Annotated in this window: 3 protein-coding genes and 1 pseudogene; all 4 read left to right on the top strand. The window is 62.2% G+C overall.

Annotated features, from left to right (window positions below; translation table 11 throughout):
- Nucleotides 1-1037, top strand: a 1037-nt coding sequence (locus EOA38_RS31995; protein ID WP_145966166.1) for a caspase family protein, incomplete at its 5' end; no start/stop codon positions are given.
- 101 nt (nt 1038-1138) lie between these two features.
- On the top strand, nt 1139-1546 hold the full coding sequence (locus tag EOA38_RS31990; RefSeq protein WP_189350055.1) for a DUF930 domain-containing protein: 408 nt from the start codon (nt 1139-1141) through the stop codon (nt 1544-1546).
- Nucleotides 1547-1838: 292 nt separating this feature from the next.
- Nucleotides 1839-2498, top strand: coding sequence for a TerC family protein (locus tag EOA38_RS31985; RefSeq protein ID WP_126093966.1), 660 nt, complete (start codon nt 1839-1841; stop codon nt 2496-2498).
- 138 nt (nt 2499-2636) lie between these two features.
- Nucleotides 2637-3080: pseudogene (locus EOA38_RS31980) on the top strand (30S ribosomal protein S12 methylthiotransferase RimO); the annotation flags it as partial.

The raw sequence follows: 3080 nt of genomic DNA, 5'->3' as shown, positions 1-3080 counted from the left end.
CCGCACAGGCCGTCAGGCTCGACGACGTCATCTCGAGGTTTGCCCGGCGCGAGCGGCCGACATTCATTTTCCTCGACGCCTGCCGTGACAACCCGATGGGAAAGGGTGCGAATTCGGCTGGCGGCCTGGCGCAGGTCGAGGTAGGCGAAAACACCTTCGTTGCCTTCGCAACTCAGCCCGGCAATACCACGCTCGATGGAGCGGGAAGCAACAGCCCTTTCACCACCGCCCTGTTGCAGAACATAGAAATCCCCGGGCTCAGCATTTCGGACATGATGATCCGCGTACGCAACCGGACCGAGGCGCTGACGCTCGGGCGGCAGGTGCCCTGGGATCAATCAAACCTGCGCGAGCAGTTCTATTTCACCGAACAGCAGGTGCTCGATCCGGTCCAACTGAGCGTCAGCCTGTCGCGCATTCTGTCGGACCCCGCCGCCAAGGAAAAACTGCAGGTCGAACTGGCCTCCAACGACTTGCAGACGGCAGTGATGATCGTGGGGCAGACATTGCGGTCGGTCGAAGTTCCGGCGTCGCCCGATCCATCGACCAAGCCGGTCGGCACCCAAGTCGCCAGTCTCGAGAGTGCCCGACAAAGCGTCGTATCAGGCCTTGAAACGCTGATCGTCGGCAAGTCCACCAATGAGCCGGAGCAGCAGAAGGCGACCGATCTGGCGCGCAGCATCCAGACGGAGTTGCGCCGCCTTGGTTGTTACCGCGCCACTGTGGATGGAAATTGGGGCAAAGGCTCCGTCCGCGCGGTCACCAACTACAACAAGAACACCAAGCGGACGACGTCGTCGACCGAACCCACTCTCGAGCTTCTAAGCGATCTGTTCCTGCAGTCGGGCCGTGTCTGCAGGGATCCGGTGATCGCACAAAGGACAGCGCCGGCCAAGGTTTCTTCGAATCCCGCTCCCGTATCCGGGAAGGCGGCGACCGGCCGAAAGGCCGCAAGATCCTCCAAACCGCAGCCCTCGCGCCCAGCCGCCCCTCCCCCTGATATCAGTGGCGGCATCGGCATCGGCGGTGTGTTCTAGCGCGGCCAGGGACGAGCTTTCAGCGGCTCTGGGCTTGGCGGCATGCACTGTGCTGTGGCTCCACGCCGCGCCCCCGCGCTGGTTGATTTGTCAGACAGAATATGCTGCTTGTCGCGCCCATGAAAAAGCTCTGCCTGATGGTTCTGGCGTCTCTGACGCTGGCCTGGCCGGCCAAGGCGATGGACAATGCGCTGCGCACCGGCCTGCTGAAACTCGATCCGCAGACTCGTCTCGAGCAGCGTTGCGATGCGGAAGTGCTCGACCGGATCAGCCATGACGACCGCAACTACAAGGCTGATCGCGTCGTGGCTTACGCCTTCGCCACGCCGCAGATGAGCACCGATGCGATAAAGAGCCCCGGCGCCGCCTTTCGCAGCAAGGGTCAATGGTACCGGCTGAAGTTCAAATGCCAGACAGCGCCCGACCACATGCAGGTGCTGCAGTTCCGCTACAAGATCGGCGACGAAATCCCGGCAACCGACTGGGCAAAATACAATCTTTATGATTGATGGATCGGCCACGGCCGGCCGGGCCTGGGTTAACCTTTTCTCCGGCTGCAAAGTCCACATGGATTCCGGTGGAACAAGACGACGCACAAGCGCTTGGTCCGGCTGGTTCTCTTGACGCGCGGGAATCGCACACGTAGAGCAATTCCAGGAAAAGCGAGCAGCGGCTTTTCGTCCGGAATTGCGTAAAAACAAATACTTAGAGCGATCGGCGACTCTATCGAACGCTGAACCGCCCTAGCGTCAGCATATTCGACGACCGACACTAAGACGAACAGCAAGGGGCTTCCAGACGATGGATATTTTCAGCGCCGCAAGCCTGAGCGCCCTTCTTCAGGTCATCGCGATCGACCTGGTGCTTGCCGGCGACAATGCCATCGTCATAGGCCTCGCCGCGGCCGGGCTGCCCGCGGACCAACGCAAGAAGGCGATCCTCATCGGTGTCCTCGCGGCCACGGTGCTGCGCATCCTGTTTGCCGCCGTCACCGTCAAGCTGCTTGCAATCGTCGGCCTGCTGCTGGCAGGCGGAATCCTACTGCTTTGGGTCTGCTGGAAGATGTATCGCGAGCTGCGCACCTCGCAGGCCGAAGAAGAGCAGGCTACGGAGGCGTTGTCCAATTCCGACCTCGACCATGACAGCATGATTGCCGGCAAGGCGCCACGCAAGACGCTCGGCCAGGCGGCGCTGCAGATCGTCGTTGCCGACGTGTCGATGTCGCTCGACAACGTCCTGGCCGTCGCCGGCGCGGCTCGGGATCATTTCTGGGTGCTGGTCATCGGGCTCGTGCTGTCGATCGGCTTGATGGGCCTTGCTGCGAGCTTCATTGCCCGGCTGCTGCACCGCTACCGCTGGATTGCCTATATCGGCTTGCTGATCATCCTCTACGTCGCACTCGACATGGTCTACCGCGGTGCGATGGAAGTCTGGCCGCACGTCAACAATGTAGTGAGCTGACGCCGCCTCCGGCGCGGGCTCGGCCGGCCGATAAGCCGGCCCTTCGCACTGTGTTTTGCCGCGGCAAGGGCCAGTCCATACCAATGCCGCAATTAGTGTGGTATTGCGCCGCCGATCCCGAAAAGCCTGGAAAATCCTATGTCTGCCCCTCGCGTCAGTTTCGTCAGTCTTGGTTGCCCGAAGGCGCTCGTCGATTCCGAGCGCATCATCACGCGCCTGCGCGCCGAAGGCTACGAGATCGCACGCAAGCATGACGGCGCGGACCTCGTCGTCGTCAACACTTGCGGCTTCCTCGATTCCGCGCGCGACGAGTCGCTCGACGCCATCGGCTCCGCCCTTTCGGAGAACGGCCGCGTCATCGTCACCGGCTGCCTCGGCGCCGAGCCGCAGGTGATCCGTGAGAAGCACCCCAACGTGCTGGCGATCACCGGTCCGCAGGCCTATGAGAGCGTTATGGCGGCGGTGCATGAGGCAGCTCCCCCCAGCCACGACCCTTACGTCGATCTCCTGCCGCCGCAGGGCGTCAAGCTTACGCCGCGCCACTATGCCTATCTGAAAATTTCGGAAGGCTGCAACAACCGC

The sequence above is a fragment of the Mesorhizobium sp. M1E.F.Ca.ET.041.01.1.1 genome (assembly GCF_003997355.1).
Classification (GTDB): domain Bacteria; phylum Pseudomonadota; class Alphaproteobacteria; order Rhizobiales; family Rhizobiaceae; genus Mesorhizobium.
Note: the sequence above shows the minus strand (reverse complement) of the source record. Positions and strands in the feature narration are given on the sequence as shown.

What these genes read in the sequence shown, in the direction of transcription:
- EOA38_RS31985 (WP_126093966.1), top strand. Translation starts at nt 1,839, where the DNA reads ATGGATATTTTCAGCGCCGCAAGCCTGAGCGCCCTTCTTCAGGTCATC.
- EOA38_RS31990 (WP_189350055.1), top strand. Translation starts at nt 1,139, where the DNA reads ATGCTGCTTGTCGCGCCCATGAAAAAGCTCTGCCTGATGGTTCTGGCG.